The sequence below is a fragment of the Flavobacterium sp. UBA7663 genome, from assembly GCF_002483315.1.
Classification (GTDB): Bacteria; Bacteroidota; Bacteroidia; order Flavobacteriales; family Flavobacteriaceae; genus Flavobacterium.
The window spans coordinates 123,710-142,600 of record NZ_DLHR01000014.1; the positions used below are offsets into that span (position 1 = coordinate 123,710).

19 protein-coding genes are annotated in these 18,891 nt (G+C 32.9%); 11 read left to right on the forward strand and 8 right to left on the reverse strand.

What is annotated here, in order from left to right; genetic code table 11:
- Window positions 1-87: 87 nt before the first annotated feature.
- Genes nqrF through B2741_RS04410 form a run of 6 tightly spaced genes read right to left on the reverse strand, consistent with a single transcriptional unit; the run spans window position 88 to window position 6,057 of the window.
- Window positions 88-1,389: an NADH:ubiquinone reductase (Na(+)-transporting) subunit F gene (nqrF, locus tag B2741_RS04385; RefSeq protein ID WP_291135794.1), complete on the reverse strand. Its 1,302-nt coding sequence runs from the start codon at window positions 1,387-1,389 to the stop codon at window positions 88-90.
- A 25-nt stretch (window positions 1,390-1,414) separates the two neighbouring features.
- Window positions 1,415-2,173: an NADH:ubiquinone reductase (Na(+)-transporting) subunit E gene (gene nqrE / locus B2741_RS04390; protein WP_291135796.1), complete on the reverse strand. Its 759-nt coding sequence runs from the start codon at window positions 2,171-2,173 to the stop codon at window positions 1,415-1,417.
- Window positions 2,174-2,178: 5 nt separating this feature from the next.
- Window positions 2,179-2,844: an NADH:ubiquinone reductase (Na(+)-transporting) subunit D gene (locus tag B2741_RS04395; RefSeq protein WP_290819526.1), complete on the reverse strand. Its 666-nt coding sequence runs from the start codon at window positions 2,842-2,844 to the stop codon at window positions 2,179-2,181.
- A 5-nt stretch (window positions 2,845-2,849) separates the two neighbouring features.
- Window positions 2,850-3,533 carry an NADH:ubiquinone reductase (Na(+)-transporting) subunit C gene (gene nqrC, locus B2741_RS04400; RefSeq protein ID WP_291135798.1) on the reverse strand — a complete coding sequence of 228 codons (684 nt, stop codon included), beginning with the start codon at window positions 3,531-3,533 and terminating at the stop codon, window positions 2,850-2,852.
- A gap of 2 nt (window positions 3,534-3,535) precedes the next feature.
- Window positions 3,536-4,702 carry an NADH:ubiquinone reductase (Na(+)-transporting) subunit B gene (locus B2741_RS04405; RefSeq protein WP_291135800.1) on the reverse strand — a complete coding sequence of 389 codons (1,167 nt, stop codon included), beginning with the start codon at window positions 4,700-4,702 and terminating at the stop codon, window positions 3,536-3,538.
- Window positions 4,703-4,707: 5 nt separating this feature from the next.
- Window positions 4,708-6,057, reverse strand: a complete 1,350-nt coding sequence (locus B2741_RS04410; protein ID WP_291135802.1) for a Na(+)-translocating NADH-quinone reductase subunit A — start codon at window positions 6,055-6,057, stop codon at window positions 4,708-4,710.
- Window positions 6,058-6,251: 194 nt separating this feature from the next.
- On the opposite strand from B2741_RS04410, the gene B2741_RS04415 reads away from it, so the two are divergent.
- From B2741_RS04415 to pruA, 4 genes are all read left to right on the forward strand, one after another.
- Entirely contained in the window at window positions 6,252-7,499 is a 1,248-nt protein-coding gene (locus tag B2741_RS04415) for a type IX secretion system plug protein domain-containing protein (RefSeq protein WP_291135804.1), read from the forward strand.
- Window positions 7,500-7,501: 2 nt separating this feature from the next.
- Window positions 7,502-8,581 (forward strand): DUF3667 domain-containing protein, encoded by a 1,080-nt coding sequence (locus tag B2741_RS04420; protein WP_291135806.1) that lies wholly within the window; start codon window positions 7,502-7,504, stop codon window positions 8,579-8,581.
- Window positions 8,582-8,584: 3 nt separating this feature from the next.
- Complete coding sequence (gene apaG / locus B2741_RS04425) at window positions 8,585-8,971, forward strand: Co2+/Mg2+ efflux protein ApaG (RefSeq protein WP_291135808.1); 387 nt, start codon at window positions 8,585-8,587, stop codon at window positions 8,969-8,971.
- Window positions 8,972-9,127: 156 nt separating this feature from the next.
- Entirely contained in the window at window positions 9,128-10,753 is a 1,626-nt protein-coding gene (gene pruA / locus B2741_RS04430; RefSeq protein ID WP_291135810.1) for an L-glutamate gamma-semialdehyde dehydrogenase, read from the forward strand.
- Between the two features lie 74 nt (window positions 10,754-10,827).
- Here the strand turns inward: pruA and B2741_RS04435 are convergent, their stop codons facing one another.
- Complete coding sequence (locus B2741_RS04435; RefSeq protein WP_291135812.1) at window positions 10,828-11,199, reverse strand: hypothetical protein; 372 nt, start codon at window positions 11,197-11,199, stop codon at window positions 10,828-10,830.
- 24 nt (window positions 11,200-11,223) lie between these two features.
- A complete protein-coding gene (gene rsmG / locus B2741_RS04440; protein WP_291135813.1) occupies window positions 11,224-11,853 on the reverse strand; it encodes a 16S rRNA (guanine(527)-N(7))-methyltransferase RsmG in 630 nt (209 codons plus the stop codon).
- A 108-nt stretch (window positions 11,854-11,961) separates the two neighbouring features.
- On the opposite strand from rsmG, the gene B2741_RS04445 reads away from it, so the two are divergent.
- The 7 genes from B2741_RS04445 (at window position 11,962) to B2741_RS04475 (ending at window position 18,889) form a co-directional block, all read left to right on the forward strand.
- Window positions 11,962-13,056, forward strand: coding sequence for a fatty acid desaturase family protein (locus tag B2741_RS04445; RefSeq protein WP_291135814.1), 1,095 nt, complete (start codon window positions 11,962-11,964; stop codon window positions 13,054-13,056).
- Between the two features lie 58 nt (window positions 13,057-13,114).
- Window positions 13,115-14,299, forward strand: a complete 1,185-nt coding sequence (locus B2741_RS04450; RefSeq protein WP_291135815.1) for a pyridoxal phosphate-dependent aminotransferase — start codon at window positions 13,115-13,117, stop codon at window positions 14,297-14,299.
- Window positions 14,300-14,390: 91 nt separating this feature from the next.
- Window positions 14,391-15,095, forward strand: coding sequence for a hypothetical protein (locus B2741_RS04455; protein ID WP_291135816.1), 705 nt, complete (start codon window positions 14,391-14,393; stop codon window positions 15,093-15,095).
- Between the two features lie 185 nt (window positions 15,096-15,280).
- Complete coding sequence (locus tag B2741_RS04460) at window positions 15,281-17,152, forward strand: peptidase U32 family protein (RefSeq protein WP_291135817.1); 1,872 nt, start codon at window positions 15,281-15,283, stop codon at window positions 17,150-17,152.
- A gap of 73 nt (window positions 17,153-17,225) precedes the next feature.
- Entirely contained in the window at window positions 17,226-17,801 is a 576-nt protein-coding gene (locus tag B2741_RS04465; RefSeq protein WP_291135818.1) for a Crp/Fnr family transcriptional regulator, read from the forward strand.
- A gap of 78 nt (window positions 17,802-17,879) precedes the next feature.
- Window positions 17,880-18,596, forward strand: a complete 717-nt coding sequence (locus B2741_RS04470) for a pirin family protein (RefSeq protein WP_291135819.1) — start codon at window positions 17,880-17,882, stop codon at window positions 18,594-18,596.
- A gap of 8 nt (window positions 18,597-18,604) precedes the next feature.
- Window positions 18,605-18,889 carry a GNAT family N-acetyltransferase gene (locus tag B2741_RS04475; RefSeq protein WP_291135820.1) on the forward strand — a complete coding sequence of 95 codons (285 nt, stop codon included), beginning with the start codon at window positions 18,605-18,607 and terminating at the stop codon, window positions 18,887-18,889.
- The last annotated feature ends 2 nt before the right edge of the window (window positions 18,890-18,891 follow it).

An 18,891-nucleotide genomic window follows, 5' to 3' on the forward strand; every position in this document is an offset into this window, starting at 1 on the left:
TGAATTAACTAATTTCAAAAATAAACAATTTCAATCAAATAAAAAACCGACTCATTTCTGAATCGGTTTTGGTATTTAAAATTTGGATTAACCTCCAAAGTCGTCAAATCTAATGTTTTCTGGATCTAAACCGAAGTCTTCACCCATTTTTTGAACTGCTTTGTTCATCATTGGTGGTCCACAGAAATACAATTCAATATCTTCTGGATTATCGTGTTTTGATAAATAATTATCAATTACCACATTGTGAATAAATCCAACGAATCCGTCACCTTCTCCGTCGATTCCTTCTTTAACTTTCCAGTTATCTTCTGGTTGTGGTTCAGATAAAGCCAAATAGAATTTAAAGTTTGGGAAATCTTTCTCTAACGCTCTGAAATGGTCTGTGTAGAACAATTCACGTTTAGAACGTCCTCCGTACCAATACGTAACTTTTCTTCCAGTCTTAACTGTACGGAATAAGTGATATAAGTGTGAACGCATTGGTGCCATACCAGCTCCACCACCTACATACAACATTTCTGCTTCTGATTCGTTGATGAAGAATTCTCCGTAAGGTCCTGAAACTACTACTGGGTCACCTGCTTTTCTTGAGAAAACGTATGAAGAAGCAATACCTGGGTTAACTTTCATCCAATCGTTTGTAGCTCTATCAAAAGGAGGCGTTGCAATACGAACGTTCAACATAATTTTTCTTCCTTCTGCAGGGTAAGAAGCCATAGAGTAAGCTCTTTCAACCAATTCGTCATTTTTCATAACTAATGGCCATAATTTAAACTTATCCCACTCAGCTTTAAATTTTTCAGGATCACCAGGATGTTCTTCTGGGTGCGCCATAATATCCATATCTGAGAATTTTACTTCACATTTAGGGATTTCAATTTGGATATATCCACCTGCTTCGTAATGCATATCATCAGGTAACTCAACAATAAATTCTTTAATAAAAGAAGCTACGTTGTAGTTAGAATATACTTTTGCTTCGAATTTTTTGATACCAAAAATTTCTTCTGGCACTTCAATTACCATGTCTTGTTTTACTTTAACTTGACATCCTAAACGCCATCCGTCTGCTAATTCTTTACGTGAAAAGTTAGGTATTTCTGTTGGTAATGGTTCACCACCACCATCTAATACTTTACATTTACATTGTAAACAAGAACCTCCACCACCACAAGCTGATGGTAAAAAGATTTTATTATTTCCTAAAGTAGTTAGAAGTGTACTACCTCCGCTTACTTCAATTTCGTTTTCACCGTTAATTTTAATCTTTACTGCACCCGAGTTTACTAACTTTGATTTAGCGTATAATAGCATAAACACCATTAGTAAAATAAGCACTAAGAAAGCTAAAATTGAATATGTAATTAATTCTGTTATACTAAACATGAGTTCAATTTTTAATGTTATACTATTATTTAACTACTTGAGTTGAATCTACTTTTACAGAATCTACAGCTACTTGAACTGAATCAACTACAGGAGTTTCAACAACAGCTGGAGCTGGAGTTACTACTTTTGCTTCTGGTTTTTTGTTTAATGCGTTAAGGTCAATTCCACCAAAACTCATAAATCCAATAGCCATTAAACCTGTTAAGATAAAAGTAATCCCTAAACCTCTTAGCGGTGCTAATACATTCGAATATTCCATTTTTTCACGGATAGCTGCCATTGCAACAATTGCAATTGTCCAACCAAATCCAGAAGCAAATCCGAAAGTTACTACATGTCCTAATGAAGAATAAGTTCCACCATCAACTCTTTGTTGCATGAATAATGAACCTCCCAAGATAGCACAGTTTACCGCAATAAGTGGTAAGAAAATACCCAATGAGTTATATAATGAAGGTGAAAATTTCTCAACAATCATTTCAACCAACTGTACCATTGTTGCTACAGAAGCGATAAATAAAATGAAAGTTAAAAAGCTTAAATCTAATTCTGCAAATGATGGATCTAACCAAGCTAATGCACCAGCACCTAAAACATAGTGATAAATTAAATAGTTTAATGGAACCGTAATTACTTGTACAAAGGTTACTGCAATTCCAAGACCTATAGCTGTTGATACTTTTTTAGAAACGGCCAAAAATGAACACATTCCTAAGAAGTATGCAAAAATCATGTTATCAATGAAAACTGATTTTAAAAATATATTGATATATTCAAACATAGCTATTATTTTTTCTCGATTAATTTCTTGTTAATTCCTCTTTGTACCCAAATTACGATACCTACCATAACTAAGGCCATTGGAGCTAATAACATGAATCCGTTATTAACATATCCTGTAGCATACAAACCTGTTTTTTCAACAGAGTTTCCAAGAATTTCTATTCCGAATAATTTTCCTGAACCAAATAATTCTCTAAAAAATGCTACAACCATTAAAATGATTCCATACCCTAAACCGTTTCCTAAACCATCTAAGAAAGAAGGCCATGGTTTGTTTCCTAAAGCAAATGCTTCAAAACGTCCCATCAAGATACAGTTGGTAATAATTAATCCTACAAATACTGATAGTTGTTTACTGATATCATAAGCATACGCTTTTAAAACTTGGTCAACCAAGATTACTAAAGCTGCTGCTACAACCAACTGAACAATGATACGGATTCTACTTGGAATTAAATTTCTTAATAATGATACAATTACGTTACCAAAAGCTACTACCGCAGTTACTGAAAGTGCCATTACAAAGGCATTTTTCATTTGAACTGTTACCGCTAAAGCTGAACAAATACCTAATACCTGAACTGTTACTGGGTTATCGTCATTAAATGGATTCGTAATTAATTTAATATTACTTTTTGAAAATAATCCTTCTTTATTGTTATCTGCCATGACGATTATTTTTTATTAGATTTTAGATATTTTTCATATGGTTTTAAACCTCTAACTAACATTTCGGTTACACCATTACCTGTTAAAGTTGCACCAGAAATTGCATCAACTTCACCATCAGCTTTGTTGTCTTTTCCTGTATATCCTTTAACTACTTTTAAACCTTGTAAGTTTCCGTTAGCGTCAAAAACACTCTCTCCAATAAAACTTTTTTGGAAATAATCTTGAGTAATTTCACCTCCTAAACCAGGAGTTTCTGCTTTGTGATCAAATACAATACCGTCTACTTTTAAATTTTCGTCAACCGAAACATAACCCCAGATAGCATCCCATAATCCCATTCCTCTTACAGGAATAACATAGAATTTTTTACCATCTTTTTCAGCGTTAAAAATTGGGAATTTCCCTTTTTCTTTAGCGATATCAACCGTAAAAGCATCTTTACTGATTTCTGCTCCGTTCTCGTCAAAAACCACCTCACTAATGATGTGTTTTTTGTATGCTTCCTCAGAAGCATCTCTATCTACAGCTACTCCAAACGATTTTAGAATGTACTGCATTTTCTCTTTCTTAATGTTTGCGTCTTGGTCTGGCTTAAGTGCAGTTGCAGCAAATGCCAAAGCAGAAGCTACTAACACTACCATTACAGTCGCAAACAAAAACGTATATCCGTTACTTTCTCTATTCATGACTATGCAGATTTTAATTGTTTAGACTTAGCCAATCTTTTCTTTCTCTTAGAAATGTTTCCATTTACTACGAAATAATCGATAGTTGGCGCTAAAGTGTTCATTAATAAGATAGCTAACATTACTCCTTCTGGGTAAGCTGGATTGAAAACTCTAATCATAATACTAAAGAATCCTATTAATAAACCGTAGATAATTTTTCCTTTATCGGTTTGTGCTGCAGAAACTGGATCAGTTGCCATGAATACAATACCAAAAGCAAAACCTCCAACTACTAAATGATTTGTCCAATCAAAGTTCATTAAAGCAGTTAAACCAACAGCGTTGAACATCATTGCTGTTAATGCTGCTCCAATTACTCCAGAAACCATAATTTTCCAACTACCAACTCCTGTTGCAATCAATATGAATGCACCAATTAAAATAGCTAAAACCGAGGTTTCTCCAATTGAACCTGGAATAAATCCTAAGAACATATCCATTGTAGAATAAGCGACTTCTTTTCCTTGTGCTAATGAACCTAAAATAGTTTCACCTGAAATTGCATCAGTAGTACTTGCCTCACTAACCCAAATTTTATCTCCCGACATGAATGTAGGATAAGCAAAGAATGCGAAAGCACGCGCTAATAAAGCTGGGTTGAAAATATTCATTCCAGTTCCACCAAAAGCTTCTTTACCAATTACAACTGCAAAAGCAACTGAAATAGCTAACATCCATAAAGGTAAGTCAACTGGCATAACCATTGGAATTAACAAACCAGACACTAAATATCCTTCGTTAACTTCGTGACCTCTAAATATTGCAAAAGCAAATTCAATACCTAATCCTACTGCATACGATACAATAATCATTGGTAACACTTTCCACAATCCGTGTAAAAAAATATCCATAAATGAAGGTAAAACACCATCGTTCAATTGAATAAAGTGTTGGTAACCTGCATTATAAATTCCGAATAATAATGCTGGAACTAAAGCTAAAACCACAGTAATCATAGTTCTCTTTAAATCTACAGCATCTCTAATATGAGCTCCATGCTTTGTAGTATGATTAGGCACATATAAAAATGTATCTAATGCATTAATTGCTGGTGCATATTTTTCAAATTTTTGCCCTTTCTCAAAAGGCTTTTTAATTTGGTCTATTTTATCTCTTAAAAACTTCATAGCTATTATCCTACTTCTTTAATCATTAAATCAAGAGCTTCACGAATGATTTGTTGCGCTTCTAATTTAGATGTGTTAGTATAATCAATTAAAGCAAAATCTTCTGGAGCTACTTCGTAAATTCCTAAGCTTTCCATTTTATCGATATCACTTGCCAAACAAGCTTTTAATAATTGCATTGGAAAAATATCAAGAGGCATAACTGCTTCCATTTCTCCTGTTACAACTAAAGCTCTTTCTTCACCGTTCAAATTGGTGTTAGGTGCATATTTTTTACCTGGCATTAACCATGATAAACCTGTTCTTGATGCACTGTGAACACTTGGCGAAGCGAATGGCATCCATCCAAACATTCTGTAAACATTTCCTTCAGGAATAACAGTTACTGTATTGCTTAAGAAACCTAAATTCCCATCCATTTTTACTTTAGTACCAGTTAAAACGTCTCCAGAAATAACTCTTACGTTATCTCCTTCAACTTTACCAGCAACTAAATCGGCAATAGCAGCACCAGAAATTACATTGTAGTATTGAGCATCTTTAACTTCAGAACCTACTAAAGCCACAGTTCTTGTAGCATTGAATTTTCCAGTTAAAAATAATTCACCAATTGTTGCAACATCTTGAGGCGTTACCGTCCAAACTCTTTCACCTGCATTAATAGGCGAAATTTTTCCAATTTGAACACCAACATTTCCAGCAGGATGTGGTCCGTATACATTGTGAATAGAAACTCCCTTAACATCTTTGAAAATTGATTTTCCTTTTCCTTTTACAGACAAATGAACTTTCCCAGTTGTCAATTTAGCTAAAGCATCAATACCAACTTGGAAAGCTTCTAATTTGCTTTCTAAAACAAACTCAACATCTGCCGCCAAAGGAGCAGTTGCATAAGCTGAAATAAAAATAGCTTTAGGTGCATCAGCTGAATTAGCAATCACATCATATGGACGTTGATTGATAAATGGCCAACAACCTGAAGCTAACAAATGTGCTTTTACTTCTTCTGTTGATAAATCGTTAGGATTTTTCTTGCTATGCTCAACGAAAACATCTTGAGAATCAGCAGCAATAAGAATCTCTAAAATGACTCTTTTTTCACCACGTTTGATTTCTTGAATTTTTCCGCTTACAGGAGCAACAAACTTAACTTTCTCATCTGATTTAGAATAGAAAATTACTTCTCCCGCTTTAACGTTATCTCCTTCTTTTACTACCATCTTTGGAGTTACTCCGTGGAAGTCAGAAGGTTTAACAGCATAGACTTTCGAGCGAGTGGCATCAGCTATCTTGTGAGCTGCTTCACCCTTCAACTTAAGGTCTAAACCTTTTTTAATTCGAATGTCTTTTGACATATTTTTGAAGATATGATTGTTAAAAAATTTACTATAAAACGTGCAAATTTAATCAAATACATAGCACCTTACCAAAAATAAAGACGGAGATTTGATTTATTTATAATTATTCTAAATTAGAAATTACTAATAAATTAAAAGGAATTACGTTTGTACCTAAAGTTTTACTATTTTTACGTCTTTATAGGATTAAAATGAACAAAATTGCACTCATAATTTCTTTTTTCTTTTTTCAATTTATTTTCTCACAAGCAGGAATTGAACAAGAACCTTCATTTAACATTAAAACCATTTCATTTCGTGTAAATGGAAATAATGTTATCCCGTTTTTTAAACTTGGTGAAACTTTTGAATTGAGTTTTGATGATTTATACGGAGATGAAGCTGATTATTACTACACCATTACGCAATACAATTACGATTGGTCTGCACCATCTGATTTAGGAAAAGTAGAATACTTGAATGGAATGGATAACCAACGTATCATTACTTATGAAAATTCATTCAATACTTTACAATTGTATTCGCATTACAAACAAGTTTTTCCTAATAGATTCAATCAAATTACGAAAAGCGGAAATTATATGATTACTGTTTTAAATGATGAAAACGAAACCGTATTTTCCCGTAGGGTTATCATTTACGAAGAACAAGTTGCTGTGGGTCTTTTAGTTAGAAGAGCAAGAGATTTTGATAGTTTAGACGGAAAGCAAAACATCGAAATGACAATAAATTATGGTGATAGAATTTTACAAAATCCTATTCAGAATGTAAAAGTTACTCTTTTTCAAAATGGAAATTGGAAAACCAGTATTTCTAACATTAAACCACAATACACTCTAGGTTCAGAATTAATTTACCGATACAATAAGGAAACACAATTTTGGGGAGGAAACGAAACCTATAGTATTGATAACAAAATTATTAGAGGAACCAACAACACTGTTGCAAAAGTAACTTCGGGAGAAAACATTTACAACACCTATTTGTATGTAAATACGCCACGAAAAAATCAGCCTTATACCTATTTTCCTGATATTAATGGCAACTTTTTTATTCAGAATGCAAATACCGCAAATTCACAAATAGAAGCTGATTACTCTTGGGTTTACTTTGCTTTAAACACGCCTAATTTATTAGACAAAAATATTTATGTGGTTGGCATGTTTAACAATTACGCTTTAACTGATGAATATAAATTAGAATTCGATAAAAATTCTGGTTTATACGAAAAAGCTATTTTGTTGAAGCAAGGATTTACCAATTACCAATACGTTATTACGGATAAATCAGGAAAAGTAGATTATGAAAATGCTGTTGACGGTAATTTCTTTCAAACAGAAAACAACTATACCGCAATTGTATATTACAGAGGCAATAACGACCGATACGACAGAGTAATTGGAATTGCAAACACAAATAGTGAAGTTATCCGAAATTAAGAATGAGTAGAAAAGACATAAAATACAGAGGAACTCAGTGTATCAACTGTGAAACATCGTTAGATATAAGCGAAAAATATTGTCATCATTGCGGTCAATTAAATTCCACAAAAAAGTTAACGATAAAAGATTTCATTGAAGAGTTTTTTGCCAACTTTTACGCTTACGATTCTAGATTACGCAATTCTATAATTTCGATTTTTACAAAACCAGGCGCTTTAGCTCGTGAATTTAACGAAGGTAAAAGACATACCTATGCCAATCCGTTTCGTTTGTTTTTGAGTGTTTCGATAATTCTATTTATTACTTTTAATTTAACAGAAGGAGATAAGTTACCTGTTTCTGACACCGCAAAAGAAGAATTAGCAAAAGAACAATTTAAAGAAGAAATAAAAAAAGACAGTGCAGCTCTAAAATTATTAAATACTAACGTAACAATAAAAGACAATCTTTTAAAAAACAAAATTGAATACAGCAAAGACTCAATCTACACCAAAGATTTTATCGACAAAAATATCAATCGGAATTTAGACCCTTTAGTCTATTACATAACTTCGCTAAGAAATTTCCACTTAAAATATCCGGAAAAATCAGATGATCAAATATTAAAAGAGCTAGGATTTGAAAACAACTTTACCTACAACACAATGTGTAATAAAGCAAAGCTTTTTAAATCCAACAATATCTATGAAGAACTTTTCGATTACTTTTATCAAAAACTTCCGTTTTTTATTTTTCTTTCTTTACCTATACTAACACTTATGTTTTGGTTGGTTTTTTATTCAAGAAAAATTAATTACACTGAACATTTGGTCTTTGCTTATACATTTTTTACCTTCATATTTTTATGTATGATGATTTTCAATTTAATAAGTTTTATAAGTGAATCGTTATCTAACTTCATCGCTGGAATTTCATTTGCATTTTTATTCCCAATTTATTTCTACAAATCTTTAAGAAATTTTTATCAACAAAGCCGTTGGATAACTGTTTTAAAATTCTTAATTTTGAATCCGTTATTCTTTTTATTCTTAAGCATTTGCGCTTTAATAATGATGCTAATAGGAATAATTCTATTTTAATATATGGTAAGTCAAATTACAAAAGGCATAAAGATTTCAGTTTTAACTAGTTTTGAAGGAACTTACTTCAAAAACTATAAGATTCACTTTGCCTTTGCGTATCATGTTACTATTGAAAATCAAAGTAAAGATTCGGTACAATTAACCACACGTCATTGGGAAATTTACGATGCATTAAACAATGTTGAAGTAGTAGATGGCGAAGGCGTAATTGGAAAAAAACCAGTTATCAAGCCAGGTGAAAGCTATACTTATTCTTCTGGATGCTTACTTTCTTCTCCTATTGGCGCTATGAAAGGATATTTCAATATGGTAAACTTTACCTCAACTAGAAGCTTTAGAGTAATTATCCCTACTTTCAAGCTAAGTGCTCCTTTTGCTATTAATTAACTTTCATTTCAGCTAAGTAACTTTTGTTATCGATTATTCAAAATATACTTTGTATTTTTGTATTCGTTTACGAAAAACCAGTAAATCAACACACAAAATTGTCTAATTTTCGCTCAAGGACTTTGTCCAAACTGAGCGAAGCTAAAATTCAAAACCATGTTAAAAGGATTTTTTAATGTCCCAAAAGCGGTTAACGAACCCGTAAAATCGTACGCACCAGGTTCTCCCGAAAGAGCAGCCGTTGCAGCAACATATACAAAAATGTGGAATTCTCAAGTAGAAGTTCCTTTATATATTGGTAGCGAAGAAATTAAAACGGGCGATACCAAAAAAATGTCAGCTCCACACGATCACCAACATATCGTAGGGTTTTATCATCAAGCAGATAGAGCTTTAGTTGAAAAAGCAATTACCGAAGCATTAGAAGCTCGCAAAAAATGGGCAGCTATGGCTTGGGAAAACAGAGCTGGAATTTTCTTAAAAGCAGCTGAATTATTAGCAGGTCCATACCGTGCTAAAATCAATGCAGCAACTATGATTGCACAATCAAAAACGATTCACCAAGCAGAAATTGATTCGGCTTGTGAGTTGATTGATTTCTTACGTTATAACGTTGAATTCATGACTAAAATATATGCAGACCAACCAGCATCAACATCAGACATGTGGAACCGTGTTGAATACAGACCATTAGAAGGTTTTGTATATGCAATTACACCTTTCAATTTTACCGCTATTGCAGGAAATTTACCTTCAAGTGCAGCTTTAATGGGAAATGTTGTGGTTTGGAAACCAGCTGCAACACAAGTATATTCTGCTAATGTAATCATGCAAGTTTTCAAAGAAGCAGGTTTACCAGATGGCGTTATCAACATGGTAATGGGTGATTCTGGAATGGTTTCTGACGTAGTTTTATCTAGTCCACATTTAGCTGGAGTTCACTTTACAGGATCAACTGGCGTTTTCAATGACATTTGGAAAACTATCGGAAACAACATCGCTACTTACAAAACGTATCCAAGAATCGTTGGAGAAACAGGTGGAAAAGATTTCATCATTGCACATCCATCAGCAAATCCAGCACAAGTTGCAGTAGGAATTGCTCGTGGTGCTTTTGAATTCCAAGGGCAAAAATGTAGTGCTGCATCTCGTGTTTATGTACCACAAAGTTTATGGCCTGCCGTTCAAGCTAAATTAGAAGCAGATTTGAAATCGATGAAAATGGGTTCTCCAGAAGATATGAGTAATTTCATTACAGCAGTTATTTCAGAAGCTTCATTCGATAAATTAGCACGTTATATTGACCAAGCTAAAAACGATAGCGATGCGGAAATAATCATGGGTGGAAATTATGATAAATCAAAAGGATATTTCATTGAACCAACGGTTATCTTAACTACAAATCCAAAATACAATACCATGTGTACCGAATTATTCGGACCAGTAGTTACGATTTATATTTACGAAGATGCCAGATGGTCTGAAACGTTAAAATTAGTTGACGAAACTTCAGAATACGCTTTAACAGGTGCGGTATTTAGCCAATGTCGTTATGCGGTGGAAGAAGCAACCGTTGCGTTACAAAATGCGGCAGGAAACTTCTACATCAACGATAAACCAACAGGTGCTGTTGTAGGAATGCAACCATTTGGAGGCGCAAGAGGTTCTGGAACAAACGATAAGGCAGGTTCATCTCAAAACTTATTACGTTGGGCTTCTGTTAGAACTATTAAAGAAACTTTCGTAACACCAGAAGATTATAAATATCCGTTTTTAGGATAATTCGAAGTACAAAGTGTAAAGTACTAAGTACAAAAAGGGTTAAGATTTAATTTCTTAACCCTTTTTATTTATAATTAATATAGCTTATAAATTTCGTCAAAATCAACATAAGTATCTCTACTTAATGTAAATATTTGATTATCATTTTCGTCCAAAATCAAACCAATACTACAATCTTTTTTAGGAAAATAAATTTGATATATTCTTCCATCACTTAAAGTAATTCCATAAGTTTTTATTGAGTCATCAGATTCAATAGAATTTTGAGTGTAATCATAATTTATTGATTTTCCTAAACTATCCAACAGAGTCATTTTTTTAGGAAAAAATTCAATTTCCAATTTATTTCCTTCTTTATCTAGGGCTTTCCATTTTCCTCTGTAAATATCAGAACCTTCACAAGAAAAGAGAAAAGAAAACAAAAAAACTAAAATAATTTTTTTCATAGAAAATACTAATCTTTAATAAAATTACTTCTTATACTTCAACGGCAAATGCACCACTTTCTTCGTCTCAAAAAACTCATCTGAAAAGAAATCTGATAAATTATATTCTGTGGCTTTTGAGAAAGCTTTTAATTCTTCGGTTAAATCGCCTCCTTTTAAATATAAAATTCCGTTGGCTAATTCGTGATTTTGTTTTTTCGAAACTTTATCAACTACCCAACTTACAAAATCAGGCATATTGGTTACTGCGCGACTTACGATGAAATCGAATTCTTGTTTTACTAATTCGGCACGTTTTTGTTCGGCTTTTACGTTTTTTAATCCTAAACCAGCAGCAACTTCATTTACTACTTTGATTTTTTTTGCAATGACATCAATCAAATAAAAATCGACTTCAGGATGCAAAATTGCCAATGGAATTCCAGGAAAACCACCACCTGTTCCCACGTCCATAATCTTTGAACCTGGACGGAATTCGATAATTTTTGCAATTCCTAACGAATGCAAAACGTGACGCGTATATAATTCGTCGATATCTTTTCTTGAAATCACATTAATTTTTGCATTCCAATCTTCATATAGCGATTGCAATTTTTGAAACTGAAGTATTTGATTATCAGATAAATCAGGAAATTGCTTTAAAATCTCTTCCATTAGTTAAATTTTACACAAAAATACGCTTTTTGGTGAATAAAAAATGACTAATATCATAAATGAAAAAATTATAATAATTATCTTTGGCAAAATTTGAATACAAAATTTATGAGTACTACTACACCTATTTTCTCAAAAGAAGACAATCTGAAGTTTTTCAGAACATTAAATAAAAGAGTAAACGATTATTTTAAAGAAAATAAAATTGACAAAACAGGAAACTGGAAACTTCACTTGAAAACTATTGTGATGTTTGGTCTTTTCCTAACACCATACTTCTTTTTACTTGCAATGGATATGCCTTTTTGGACATACTTATTGCTAAACGTAGTAATTGGAATTGGAATGGCAGGAGTGGGAATGAATGTAATGCATGATGGTAATCACGGTGCATATTCAACCAAATCTTGGGTAAACAAATTAATGGGCGGAAGTATCTACATCTTAGCTGGAAATGTGTACAACTGGCAAGTACAACACAATGTTTTACACCACACGTATACCAACATTATTGGTCATGACGAAGATTTAGAAGCTGGAAGAATTTTACGTTTCTCAAAAACAGCTAAATGGTACAGTCACCACAGATTTCAACATTATTATTCAGTTTTCTTATATGGATTATTAACATTCAACTGGGCTATTACCACTGATTTCCTTCAAATGAAACGTTACTTAAAAAGAAACTTATCGTATGGTGAATTCAAAAAACCAACAATTCTTTGGACAACTTTAGTGATTACAAAAATAATCTACTTTTCAATTTGGTTAGTTTTACCAATGGTTTTAGGAGTTACTTGGTGGAAAGTTATTTTAGGTTTCGCCGTAATGCATTATACGGCCGGATTAATCTTGAGTGTAGTTTTCCAATTAGCGCACGTAGTAGAAGATACTGTAAATCCAATTCCAGATGACAATGGAGAAATAGAAAACACTTGGGCAATTCACCAATTGTTTACAACAGCTAACTTTGCTCCTAAAAATTGGATTGTAAACTATTACACTGGTGGATTAAATCACCAAATTGAGCACCATATTTTCCCAAATATTAGTCACGTTCATTACAATAAAATTGCAGAAATTGTTAAACAAACTGCTGCGGAATGTAACTTACCGTATCACGAGTTTAAAACCACTCGAGCGGCAATCGCATCTCACTTCAAACATCTGAGAGAACTAGGAAGAAAACCACAATTAGCATAATAAACTGAGAGACGCGAGGAATCGCGTCTTTTGTATTAACTATAATAACTAACACACAATGAACCCGTTATCGGACAGAATCAACAACTTAGCCGTTTCACAAACTTTAGCAATGGCGGCTTTGGCAAGAGAATTAAAAGCACAAGGAAAAGACATTATCAGCCTTAGTTTAGGAGAACCAGATTTCAACACACCTGAATTTATTAAAGAAGCTGCAAAAAAAGCTATCGACGAAAACTACAGTACGTATACTCCAGTAGAAGGTTACTTAGAATTGAAAGAGGCGATTTGTAAAAAATTCAAAAGAGATAATAATTTAGAGTACAAACCATCACAAATTGTAGTTTCTACAGGAGCAAAACAATCATTATACAATATTGCGCAAGTAATGTTAAATGATGGTGACGAAGTAATTCTTCCAGCTCCATATTGGGTTTCATATTTTGAAATTATCAAACTTTCTGGTGGAGTTCCTGTTGAAGTTCCAACTTCTGTCGAAAGCGATTTCAAAATTACACCAGAACAATTAGAAGCAGCTATCACGCCAAAAACAAAAATGATGTGGTTCAGTTCACCTTGTAATCCAAGTGGTTCGGTATACAATCGTGAAGAATTAACGGCTTTAGCTAAAGTTTTAGAAAAACATCCACACGTATATGTAGTTTCTGATGAAATCTACGAACACATCAACTTTTCAGGAACATTTTGCAGTATTGCATCTATTCCAGGAATGTTAGAAAGAACTATTACTGTTAATGGTGTTGCAAAAGCATTTGCAATGACAGGATGGAGAATTGGTTATATCGGAGCGCCAGAATTTATCGCAAAAGCGTGTACAAAAATTCAAGGTCAAGTTACTTCGGGAGCAAATTCTATTGCACAAAGAGCAACAATAACAGCTGTTGAAGCGGATCCAAGCGTATTAAACGAAATGGTTTCTGCATTCAAAAACCGTAGAGATTTAGTGGTTGGATTAGTAAACCAAATTCCGGGGTTCAAATTGAATGTTCCTGAAGGAGCATTTTATGTTTTCCCTGATGTATCTTACTATTTTGGAAAAACCATCAAAGGAACCGAAATCAAAAATGCAACTGATTTCTCAATGTTCTTATTAGCAGAAGCAAATGTTGCAACTGTAACTGGAGATGCTTTTGGAAATCCAAATTGTATTCGTTTCTCATACGCAACCAGCGAAGCTTTATTAACAGAAGCGATGAGAAGAATTAAAGAAGCTGTTTCTTAAATTATATATTTAACTGAATTGGTATGCTTAAAAAATCATCTAACTAGCCCTCTATTCCTGGGTTAGTTAGATAACTTATAAAGATTAATCAATGAAAAACTTATTCATTCTTTTTCCTCTTTTAATATTAATCAACTCTTGTAAAAGTGTAAAACATGAGGAGGATTTTCCCGAAAATTTTAATGATAAATTATATTTTCAATTGGATGAAAAGTTTGTTGATGAGATAATACCAAAATTAAAAGATAGTCACTTAAAATTTTTAGACCAAGAAAAGCAAAGCTATTTATCTAAAGAATTAAACGACCCAAACTATCTAAAATCTATAGAATGGGATTATGATTCATTTGAGATCAACAACAATGATGAGTTTTTAAAAGAACAGATTAAATCAATTATTGCACTACGAGGGAAACACTTAAAAATTGAAAAGTTATATTTATTTAAATTACATTATAGTGGCGAACAAATAATTGAATATGACTTTGTAGTTATCGAAGAGCGAATCCCCTCTGTTCAAATTTATTATTTTTATTTGCCAAATTCTAGGACTAAAACTGAAAAATTACCAATACAAAAGGTATTATATGATGATCATGGAGTAACCGAATCCTTTGTAGATAATTTAAGATTTTCATTTGAAAATATTCAAAAAATGGACTTGAGCGCAAGATTTTCTGTATACAAGATAACAGCAAATGGTCCTAATAAATACTCTGTAGAAACTCATATCGTTCGAGATATGCTGTCATCTGAAAATTACTTTTTGGAAAAACTATATAAATTAAAACAATAGACTAATCTTCTAACAACATTAGTTTCACAGAAATGGAAGTTATCAGATAATCTAAAATTAGTGTAATTCGTGTTTTTTTATGCGCTAAATTCAAAAAAAGCGAACTCGAATTAGAAATCTTGGATTTTTTATAAGAACTTTGCACACTTTTTTTCGGCAAATCCCGAATAATTAAAGCTTTACAAATGAAGAAGAAGATTGAAATTTTAGCTCCTGCAAAAAATCTAACACAAGGAATCGCTGCCATAAATAGTGGTGCCGATGCGGTTTATATTGGTGCTCCTTTATATGGCGCACGATCTAATGCAACCAATTCTGTGGAGGATATTGCTGAATTAGTTAAATATGCGCATTTATATAACGCTCAGGTTTTTGTAGTTATCAATACCATTCTATATGATAACGAATTAGAACCTTGTCGTCAATTGATTTGGAAATTGTATGATATTGGAGTAGATGCTTTAATCATTCAAGACATGGCGATTATGGAAATGGAGCTGCCTCCTATCGTATTGCATGCCAGTACACAAACCAATAATCGTGATGCCGATAAAATTAAATTCTTAGCGGATGCCGGAATCAAACGTGTGGTTTTAGCGCGTGAATTGAATTTAAGTCAAATCAAAGAAATCAGTGAAGCTTCTGATGTGGAATTAGAATTCTTCGTTACGGGCGCATTATGTGTTTCGTTTAGCGGAAATTGCTATATGAGTGTTGCCAATGGAGAACGTTCGGCAAACCGTGGTTCTTGCGCACAAAACTGTCGTTTACCTTATAATTTAATTGATGGAAATGGCGATACTTTAATCAAAAATAGTCACTTACTTTCGATAAAAGATTTTGATGTTTCGAATCAAATTCCGAATTTAGTAGAGGCTGGAATTGTTTCTTTCAAAATTGAAGGTCGTTTGAAAGACATTGTCTATGTGAAAAATAATGTTTCTTATTTACGTCAGAAATTAGATGCTTTCTTAAACGAAAATAGCGATAAATATACCAAAGCTTCTTCTGGAAAATGCACGTATTTATTCGATTCTTCATTAGACAGAACATTTAATCGTGGTTATACCGATTATTTTGTAAATGAAAGACATCAATCTATCGGTTCTTGGGAAAGTCCAAAATCTAAAGGGCAATACATTGGAAAATTGATTAAAACCGTTGGAAATTCATACGAAATTGAAAACGGTGAGTTATTAAATAATGGTGACGGATTGTGTTTCATTAACGAAAACAACGAAGCCGAAGGAATTTACGTGAACCGTGCAGAAAACGGATTTGTTTATCCAAATGTATTGAAAGAAATCAAAGAAGGTACTTTCATTTATAGAAACAACGATGCTGCTTTCATTAAGTTAGTAGAAAGAGAAGACAGTGCGGTTCGAAAAATCAGTACGACTTTACTATTAAAAGAAAACGAAACAGGTTTTGAATTAATCGCAACTGATGAAGATGGAAATGTAAGCGTTGTAAATTTGGTTCACCCAAAAGAGCAAACAAAAAACAACGAATCTTTAGCTGAAAATTTCAAAATCAACTTAGCAAAAACAGGATTTACACCTTATACAGCTGATGAAATTACGATTGAATTTTCTGGAAATTGGTTCCTTCCTATTTCAAAAATCAATGAAATGCGAAGAACAGTTTACGAACAATTATCAGAAATTCGTTTAAAAAACTATGTTCGTAAGGAACACCAATTGGTAAAAACATCGCATCCTTATCCAGAAACGAAATTGGATTTTATGTACAATGTTGCCAACAAAACCGCTCGTAAATTCTACGAACGTCATGGTGTAACCGAAATTGAAAAAGCATTCGAATTGCAATGGGATCCAGGAAAATCTCGTGTAATGACGACTAAATATTGCATCAAATACGAATTAGAACGTTGTCCAAAATACCACAGAGAAAACATGGATAAAAAACTAAAAGAACCTTTAGTTTTGAAACAAGGCGAATTGGAATACAAACTAAAATTCAATTGCAAACCTTGTGAAATGGAAATTTGGGAAAAAGATGCCGAATTCGAAATTGAAGAAGATCACTTTCATTAATATAGAAACCGATGTGTAATGCATCGGTTTTTTTGTTTCTGGAATCCCAAAATTAAATTGTATTTTTGGAGTAATGCAATCCATTTTAGAAAATATCGCCAAACATGTTGCTTTAACTCCACAAGAGCAAGAACTATTTTTGTCTAAAACCGAAACCAAACCATTCAAAGCCAAAACCATTTTATTAAGTGCTGGCGAAGTAGCTACTTGCACTTATTTTGTGAATTCTGGTATTTTGAGAAGTTTCAATATTAATGACAATATTATCGAACACGTATTGCATTTTGCTTGCGAAGGTTGGTGGATTGGTGATATGTACAGTTACATTTCAGGAAAACCTGGCAATCTTTTTATAGAAGTTTTAGAAGATGCCGAAGTAGTGATTATTACTAAAGAAAACCAAGAAATTCTTTATCAAGAAATCCCGAAATTAGAACGTTTTTTCAGAATATTAGCCGAAAATTCATTGGTTTCCCATCAAGAGCGATTAATGGATAATTTGAGTTTAACCGCTGATGAACGTTTTGAAAAATTCTGTTCTAAATATCCTACCTTAATTCAAAAAGTACCACAAAAACATATTGCTTCTTACATTGGTGTAACACCTGAGTTTTTCAGCAAAATGAAAGCGAGATTATTAAAAAAATAATTTCTTAATCTAGGTTAAGTGCTCTTCCCTATTCATCGATGTAAATTTGTATCATAATAATTACTAAATTTATACATTATGAAAAATACAATTTTACACAAAGCAGATTCAAGAGGACACGCAGATCATGGATGGTTAAACGCTTACCATAGTTTTAGTTTTGCTAATTGGTACAATCCAGAAAGAGTTCAATTTGGCATGTTGCGCGTTTTAAATGACGATACTGTTGCGGCAGGAATGGGTTTTGGAACACATCCGCACGATAATATGGAAATTATCACCATTCCGCTAGAAGGCGATTTAGCTCATAAAGACAGTATGGGAAATGCCGCAACTATCAAAACAGGAGATGTGCAAGTAATGAGTGCTGGAACAGGAATTCAACACAGCGAATTCAATCCAAATCCTGATCAACACACAAAATTGTTTCAAATTTGGTTGTTTCCAAAATATAGAAATGTGGAACCTCGTTACCAACAAATTACATTAGAACAATCTTTACAAAAAAATGATTTTGCGCAAATCTTATCACCAAATGCAGACGACGAAGGTGTTTGGATTCATCAAGATGCTTGGTTTTATTTGAGTGATTTTGACAACGGTTTTTCAAAAAAATTAAGTTTGAAAAAAGAAGGAAACGGGTTTTATATCATCAATATTGAAGGTGAAATTGAAGTAAATGGTGAAAAGCTAGAAAGAAGAGATGCAATTGGGATTTGGGCAACCAATGAAATTGAAATCAAGGCGAATTCAAATGCGAAGTTTTTAGTGATGGAAATTCCGATGGAACAATAATTACAACTATGAACGACGAAGTACAGCTAAAAATCAATGATAAAAACGGAGCTTTTTACATTGAAGTAAATGGAAAACAAGAGTCTTTGATGACTTTTGTTTTTGCTGGCGAAGATAAAATCATCATCGACCACACTGAAGTGAATCCTGGAAATGAAGGAAAAGGTTTTGGTAAAAAAATGGTGACCAAAGCGGTGGAATTTGCTCGAGAAAAAGGCATCAAAATTATTCCGCTTTGTCCGTTTGCCAAAAGTGTTTTTGATAAAACTCCCGAATTTAGAGACGTATTATAAAT

Coding starts and splice junctions, on each gene's coding strand:
- nqrF (WP_291135794.1), bottom strand. CDS start 1,389: ATGTTTAGTATAACAGAATTAATTACATATTCAATTTTAGCTTTCTTA.
- nqrE (WP_291135796.1), bottom strand. CDS start 2,173: ATGTTTGAATATATCAATATATTTTTAAAATCAGTTTTCATTGATAAC.
- B2741_RS04395 (WP_290819526.1), bottom strand. CDS start 2,844: ATGGCAGATAACAATAAAGAAGGATTATTTTCAAAAAGTAATATTAAA.
- nqrC (WP_291135798.1), bottom strand. CDS start 3,533: ATGAATAGAGAAAGTAACGGATATACGTTTTTGTTTGCGACTGTAATG.
- B2741_RS04405 (WP_291135800.1), bottom strand. CDS start 4,702: ATGAAGTTTTTAAGAGATAAAATAGACCAAATTAAAAAGCCTTTTGAG.
- B2741_RS04410 (WP_291135802.1), bottom strand. CDS start 6,057: ATGTCAAAAGACATTCGAATTAAAAAAGGTTTAGACCTTAAGTTGAAG.
- B2741_RS04415 (WP_291135804.1), top strand. CDS start 6,252: ATGAACAAAATTGCACTCATAATTTCTTTTTTCTTTTTTCAATTTATT.
- B2741_RS04420 (WP_291135806.1), top strand. CDS start 7,502: ATGAGTAGAAAAGACATAAAATACAGAGGAACTCAGTGTATCAACTGT.
- apaG (WP_291135808.1), top strand. CDS start 8,585: ATGGTAAGTCAAATTACAAAAGGCATAAAGATTTCAGTTTTAACTAGT.
- pruA (WP_291135810.1), top strand. CDS start 9,128: ATGTTAAAAGGATTTTTTAATGTCCCAAAAGCGGTTAACGAACCCGTA.
- B2741_RS04435 (WP_291135812.1), bottom strand. CDS start 11,199: ATGAAAAAAATTATTTTAGTTTTTTTGTTTTCTTTTCTCTTTTCTTGT.
- rsmG (WP_291135813.1), bottom strand. CDS start 11,853: ATGGAAGAGATTTTAAAGCAATTTCCTGATTTATCTGATAATCAAATA.
- B2741_RS04445 (WP_291135814.1), top strand. CDS start 11,962: ATGAGTACTACTACACCTATTTTCTCAAAAGAAGACAATCTGAAGTTT.
- B2741_RS04450 (WP_291135815.1), top strand. CDS start 13,115: ATGAACCCGTTATCGGACAGAATCAACAACTTAGCCGTTTCACAAACT.
- B2741_RS04455 (WP_291135816.1), top strand. CDS start 14,391: ATGAAAAACTTATTCATTCTTTTTCCTCTTTTAATATTAATCAACTCT.
- B2741_RS04460 (WP_291135817.1), top strand. CDS start 15,281: ATGAAGAAGAAGATTGAAATTTTAGCTCCTGCAAAAAATCTAACACAA.
- B2741_RS04465 (WP_291135818.1), top strand. CDS start 17,226: ATGCAATCCATTTTAGAAAATATCGCCAAACATGTTGCTTTAACTCCA.
- B2741_RS04470 (WP_291135819.1), top strand. CDS start 17,880: ATGAAAAATACAATTTTACACAAAGCAGATTCAAGAGGACACGCAGAT.
- B2741_RS04475 (WP_291135820.1), top strand. CDS start 18,605: ATGAACGACGAAGTACAGCTAAAAATCAATGATAAAAACGGAGCTTTT.